Below are 5,899 nucleotides of genomic sequence, written 5' to 3'. Positions count from 1 at the left end.
GTCCCGGACCCCTGCCCCGGAGCCCCCACCCCCGCACCCACCACCGGCCCGCACCCTTGACCCCAGCCCCGCACAGGCACAGGCACAGGCGCAGCCCCCCGTCACCCCTCAGCGATCACCACAGCGGAAGCGACCCCGGCGTCATGGCTCAGCGACACATGCCACCCCCGCACCCCCAGTTCCTCCGCCCGGGCCGCCACCGTCCCCCGCACCGACAGCACCGGCCGGCCGCTCGCCTCCGTCACCACCTCGGCGTCCGTCCACAGCAGCCCGGCCGGCGCGCCCAGCGCCTTGGCCAAAGCCTCCTTGGCCGCGAAGCGCGCCGCCAGTGATGCCGGCCCCCGCCGCTCCCCGCTCGGCAGCAGCAGCTCGCGGTCCACGAAGAGCCGCGCCGCCAGCCCCGGTGTGCGCCGTAGCGCCGCGTCGAAGCGGTCGATCTCCGCGACGTCGATGCCGACTCCGATGATCATTCGACGGTCACCGACTTCGCCAGGTTCCGCGGCTGGTCCACCTCGTTGCCGCGCGCCGTCGCCAGCTCGCACGCGAAGACCTGGAGCGGCACGGTGGCGACCAGGGGCTGGAGCAGCGTCGGCGTGGCGGGGATCTCGATGAGGTGGTCGGCGTACGGGGCGACGGCCGCGTCACCCCGCTCGGCGATCACGATCGTGCGGGCGCCGCGCGCCCGGATTTCCTGGATGTTCGAGACGATCTTGTCGTGGAGCACGGACCGCCCGCGCGGCGACGGCACCACGACGACGACCGGCAGATCGTCCTCGATCAGCGCGATCGGCCCGTGCTTGAGCTCGCCCGCCGCGAACCCCTCGGCGTGCATGTACGCCAGTTCCTTGAGCTTCAGCGCGCCTTCGAGCGCCACCGGATACCCCACGTGCCGCCCCAGGAAGAGCACCGTGTTCTTCCCGGCGGCGGCCACGGACCGCGCCAGCTCCCGTACGGGCTCCATGGTGCCGAGCACGTCGTCCACCTGGACGGCGATCTCGGACAGCTCCCGGATGACGGAGCCGATCTCGTCGCCCCACTTGGTGCCGCGCACCTGCCCGAGGTAGAGCGCGACGAGGTAGCAGGCCACGAGCTGCGTCAGGAACGCCTTGGTGGAGGCGACGGCCACCTCCGGCCCGGCGTGCGTGTAGAGCACGGCGTCGGACTCGCGCGGGATCGTCGAGCCGTTGGTGTTGCAGATGGCCAGGACCTTCGCGCCCTGCTCCCTGGCGTGCCGCAGCGCCATCAGCGTGTCCATGGTCTCGCCGGACTGCGAGATGGCGATGACCAGGGTCCGCGGGTCCAGGATCGGGTCCCGGTAGCGGAATTCGCTGGCGAGCTCCACCTCGCACGGCATCCGCGTCCAGTGCTCGATGGCGTATTTGGCGATCATCCCGGCGTGGAAGGCGGTCCCGCAGGCGACGATCACCACCTTGTCGGCCTCGCGCAGCACGGAAGGCGGCATGCGCACCTCGTCCAGCGTCAGCGAGCCGTCGGCGTCGATCCGCCCGAGCAGGGTGTCCGCGACGGCCTTCGGCTGCTCGGCGATCTCCTTGAGCATGAAGTAGTCGTAGCCGCCCTTCTCGGCGGCGGACGCGTCCCAGTCCACGTGGTACGCCCGTACGTCCGCGGGCACGCCGTCGAAGTCGGTGACCGTGACCTGCTCGCGGCGCAGCTCGACCACCTGGTCCTGGCCGAGTTCGACGGCCTCGCGGGTGTGCGCGATGAAGGCGGCGACGTCGGAGGCGAGGAAGGACTCGCCGGCCCCGATCCCCACGACCAGCGGCGAGTTGCGGCGCGCGCCGACCACCACGTCCGGCTCGTCGGCGTGCACGGCGACGAGCGTGAACGCGCCCTCCAGCCGCCGGCACACGTGCCGCATGGCGTCGGCGAGGTCGCCGCCGGCGGAGAACTCCTCGGCGAGCAGGTGGGCGACCACCTCGGTGTCGGTCTCCGAGGAGAGCGCGTGGCCGCGCCCGGCCAACTCTTCCCGCAGGGCGGCGAAGTTCTCGATGATGCCGTTGTGCACGACGGCGACCCGGCCCGAATTATCCAGATGGGGATGGGCGTTGGCGTCCGTCGGCGCGCCGTGCGTGGCCCAGCGGGTGTGCCCGATGGCGGTGGAGCCGGACGGCAGCGGCCGGGCCGCCAGCTCCTTCTCCAGATTGGCGAGCTTGCCGGACTTCTTCGCCGCCGCGAGCTGGCCGTCCGCGAGGACGGTGACCCCGGCCGAGTCGTAGCCCCGGTATTCGAGCCTCTTCAGCCCGGAAATGACGACGTCGAGGGCGGGCTGCCCTCCCACATAACCCACGATTCCGCACATGCAGGCAGCGTACGGCCCACCCGCACCCGCGGCGCTCCGCCGGATCAGTGACCGCGCGCCACCCGGTCTATGGCGTCCTGCACCAGGTCGAGGTATTCGACCTCCTCGCAGCGCGGCTTGGAGCCCAGCTCGTAGCGTTCGAGCGCGTCGGAGAGGTCCTCGCCGAGATCCTCGTCCGGCAGCTCCGCGCTCAGCTCGCCGCAGACGCGCTGCGCGAACTCGTCACGCCCTGCCGACGACCGGGTCCCACGACGTAAAACAAGATCGAGAACAGACACACAATCCCCAGGTCGTACGGGTCGGGAGACTGGAACGTAACGGTGACTCAGCGGCACGTACAGAGCACGTACACGACATGTACACAAGCGGACCGAATGTCTGCCGAATGAATTTCCACGGCGTTCGACAGGTTCCCCGCCCGCACCCGCGCGAAAGCCAGACGCACCCATACGCACCCACCCGAAAGCCGCCCGCACCCCCCGCGCACAATGGGCCCGTGCCGCCCACTCAGAGTCATTCGCACGTCCGCCACCACCACGCCACCCCATACGTGGACCTCACCCGCGCCCAGTGGAGCGCCCTGCGCGAGAACACCCCGCTGCCGCTCACCGCCGAAGAGGTCGAACGGCTGCGCGGGCTCGGCGACGTCATCGACCTCGACGACGTACGGGACGTCTACCTGCCGCTCTCCCGGCTCCTCAACCTCTACGTCGGGGCGACCAGCCGGCTGCGCGGCACCCTGAACACCTTCCTCGGCGACGCCGGGAACGGCCACGGCGCACAGTCCGGCACCCCCTTCGTCATAGGGGTCGCGGGCAGCGTCGCGGTCGGCAAGTCCACCACCGCCCGCCTCCTGCGGGAGCTGCTGGCGCGCTGGCCCGAACACCCCCGCGTGGAGCTGGTCACCACCGACGGCTTCCTGCTGCCCAACGCCGAACTGCACCGGCGGGGCCTGATGTCACGGAAGGGGTTCCCGGAGTCGTACGACCGGCGCGCCCTGACCCGCTTCGTGGCGGATGTGAAGGCGGGCATGGACGAGGTGACCGCGCCGGTCTACTCGCACCTCATCTACGACATCGTGCCGGGCGAGCGGCTGACCGTGCACCGCCCGGACATCCTCATCATCGAGGGCCTCAACGTCCTCCAGCCCGCGCTGCCCGGCAAGGACGGCCGCACCCGCGTCGGCCTCGCCGACTTCTTCGACTTCAGCGTGTACGTGGACGCGCGGCCGGAGGACATCGAGGAGTGGTACTACGCCCGCTTCCGCAAGCTGCGGGCCACCGCCTTCCAGGACCCGTCCTCGTACTTCCGCAAGTACACGCAGGTCAGCGAGGAGGAGGCGCTCGACTACGCGCGCCGCAACTGGCGGACCATCAACAAGCCCAACCTGCTGGAGAATGTGGCCCCCACCCGCGGCCGCGCGAGCCTCATCCTGCGCAAGGGCCCCGACCACAAGGTGCGGCGCCTGTCGCTGCGCAAACTCTGACCCCGATTCTCAATCCGCCCGGGAGCCCGGCAGTGCTGCACATCAGGATGATGATTCCGGCCCACCGCACCGCGGAGGTGGTGCGGCTCGCCGAGCGTACGGTCGGCACCGCGCACCTGGCCGTGCTGGCGGGGGCTGCCCGCAGCCCCGAGGGCGACGTCGTGCTGTGCGACGTCGCGCGGGAGGCGGCGGACGGGCTGCTCCAGGAGCTGCGCTCCATCGGCATCCCCGAATGCGGCGCGATCGCGGTCGAGGAGATCGAGCTGACGCTCTCCCGGCGGGCGGACCGCGCCGAGCGGGAGGCGCCGGGCGAGGGCGCGGACGCCGTGCTGTGGGAGCACCTGGAGGAGGCCACGCACGAGGAGTCCACGCTGTCGGTCACCTATCTGGTGTTCCTGACGGTGGCGACGATGATCGCGGCCTGCGGTGTGGTGCTCGACAACGCGATCCTGATCGTCGGCGCGATGGCGGTCGGCCCGGAGTTCGGGCCGCTGGCCGGTATCTGCACGGCGCTGGTGCAGCGGGCCCCGCGCCTGGCGTGGCGCTCGCTGATCGCGCTGGTCGCGGGGTTCGCGGCGGCGCTGGTGCTGACGACGGGCTTCAGCCTGTTCATGGACGCGGTGGGGCTGTTCCACCAGAGCCAGGTCGAGGGGGCGCGCCCGAACACCGCCTTCATCTGGCAGCCGGACCTGTTCTCGTTCGTGGTCGCGTTCCTGGCCGGGGTCGCCGGGGTGCTCTCGCTGACGTCCGCGAAGTCCGGAGCGCTGGTGGGCGTCGCGATCTCGGTGACGACGGTGCCGGCCGCGGCCAATGCCGCTGTCGCGCTCGGCTACGGCGACTTCTCCCAGATGCGCGGCTCGGTCCAGCAGCTGCTGCTGAACCTCGCGGGGATCGTCCTGGCCGGCACGCTCACGCTCCTCGCCCAGAAGTTCTTCTGGGCGAGGCAGCGCAAGCACGAAGCCGCTCGCGGCCCCCGCGGCTGAGCGTGGGTACGGCACCGCCCGGCCGGCCCGGCGGAGCGTCGGCACGGAGCCGTCCACAGCCCGCGCGGCTGAGCCCGGCCGGCCGCGAACGCGGCACCGCCCGAGGCCCCCGCGACCGGACCAGTACCGCCCGTCGTCCCCGAGGCCCCCGCGGGCCGGGCCGCTACCGCCCGTAGCCCACGCGCGCCCGCGCGTATGCGCCTATCCCAGCGCCGACTTCACCACATCCGCGAGCCGGCTCGCGACGGTCCGCGCCTGCTCGATGTCCGCGGCCTCCACCATCACCCGCACCAGCGGCTCCGTGCCGGAGGGGCGCAGCAGCACGCGGCCCGTTGAGCCGAGTTCGCGCTCCGCGTCGCCGACCGCGGTGGCCAGTTCCGGGGAGGTCGTCACGCGCGTCTTGTCGACGTCGCGCACGTTGATGAGCACCTGCGGCAGCCGCTCCATGACGCCCGCGAGGTCGGCGAGCGTACGGCCGGTGGCGGAGACCCGTGCGGCCAGCATCAGCCCGGTCAGCGTCCCGTCGCCCGTCGTGGCGTGGTCGAGGACGATGACGTGCCCGGACTGCTCGCCGCCCAGCGCGTAGCCGTGCCGCTTCATCTCCTCCAGCACGTACCGGTCGCCGACCGCCGTCTCGACGAGCTGGACGCCCTCGCGCTCCATGGCCAGCTTGAAGCCGAGGTTGGACATCACGGTGCCGACGACGGTGTTCTCGCGCAGCGTGCCCGCCTCACGCATGGCGAGGGCGAGGACGGCGAGGATCTGGTCGCCGTCGACCTCCTCGCCCGCGCCGTCCACGGCCAGGCAGCGGTCCGCGTCGCCGTCGTGGGCGACGCCGAGGTCCGCGCCGTGCTCGACGACGGCCTCGCGCAGCTTGCCGAGGTGCGTGGAGCCGCACTCGTGGTTGATGTTGAGGCCGTCGGGGTCGGTGCCGATGGTGACGACCTCGGCGCCCGCCCGCGCGAACGCCTCCGGGGAGACCCGCGCCGCCGCGCCGTGCGCGCCGTCGATGACGACCTTGAGGCCGTCGAGGCGGTTGGGGAGGACGCCGATGAGGTGGGCGACGTAGTTGTCGAAGCCCTCGTCGTACACGCGCACCCGGCCGACGCC

General features: G+C 72.0%; 6 protein-coding genes. 2 read left to right on the top strand and 4 right to left on the bottom strand.

Annotated elements, in window-relative coordinates; all coding sequences use genetic code 11:
- Positions 1-101 precede the first annotated feature (101 nt).
- From ACFU99_RS23970 to ACFU99_RS23960, 3 genes are read right to left on the bottom strand one after another with little or no spacing between them, the layout of a single operon-like run.
- Positions 102-470, bottom strand: a complete 369-nt coding sequence (locus ACFU99_RS23970) for a holo-ACP synthase (protein WP_384395194.1) — start codon at positions 468-470, stop codon at positions 102-104.
- The gene (gene glmS, locus ACFU99_RS23965; protein ID WP_384395192.1) at positions 467-2,320 is read right to left on the bottom strand and encodes a glutamine--fructose-6-phosphate transaminase (isomerizing); all 1,854 of its coding nucleotides are present in this window, start codon (positions 2,318-2,320) and stop codon (positions 467-469) included. The genes ACFU99_RS23970 and glmS overlap by 4 nt, the downstream gene beginning before the upstream one ends.
- Positions 2,321-2,364: 44 nt before the next feature.
- Positions 2,365-2,598, bottom strand: coding sequence for a hypothetical protein (locus tag ACFU99_RS23960; RefSeq protein WP_384395190.1), 234 nt, complete (start codon positions 2,596-2,598; stop codon positions 2,365-2,367).
- Positions 2,599-2,816: 218 nt separating this feature from the next.
- Here ACFU99_RS23960 and coaA point away from each other — a divergent pair, with 218 nt between their 5' ends.
- Together coaA and ACFU99_RS23950 are read left to right on the top strand one after the other, a co-directional pair.
- Positions 2,817-3,806, top strand: a complete 990-nt coding sequence (gene coaA / locus ACFU99_RS23955; RefSeq protein ID WP_384395189.1) for a type I pantothenate kinase — start codon at positions 2,817-2,819, stop codon at positions 3,804-3,806.
- Between the two features lie 32 nt (positions 3,807-3,838).
- Positions 3,839-4,789, top strand: coding sequence for a DUF389 domain-containing protein (locus ACFU99_RS23950; RefSeq protein ID WP_384395187.1), 951 nt, complete (start codon positions 3,839-3,841; stop codon positions 4,787-4,789).
- A 201-nt stretch (positions 4,790-4,990) separates the two neighbouring features.
- Here the strand turns inward: ACFU99_RS23950 and ACFU99_RS23945 are convergent.
- Positions 4,991-5,899, bottom strand: a 909-nt coding sequence (locus ACFU99_RS23945; protein ID WP_384395185.1) for a phosphoglucosamine mutase, incomplete at its 5' end; no start/stop codon positions are given.

The sequence above is a fragment of the Streptomyces sp. NPDC057654 genome (assembly GCF_042800135.1).
GTDB lineage: Bacteria > Actinomycetota > Actinomycetes > Streptomycetales > Streptomycetaceae > Streptomyces.
The sequence above is the reverse complement of the archived record's forward strand: the minus strand, read 5'-3'. Positions and strand labels throughout refer to the sequence as shown.

Coding starts and splice junctions, on each gene's coding strand:
- glmS (WP_384395192.1), bottom strand. CDS start 2,320: ATGTGCGGAATCGTGGGTTATGTGGGAGGGCAGCCCGCCCTCGACGTC.
- ACFU99_RS23970 (WP_384395194.1), bottom strand. CDS start 470: ATGATCATCGGAGTCGGCATCGACGTCGCGGAGATCGACCGCTTCGAC.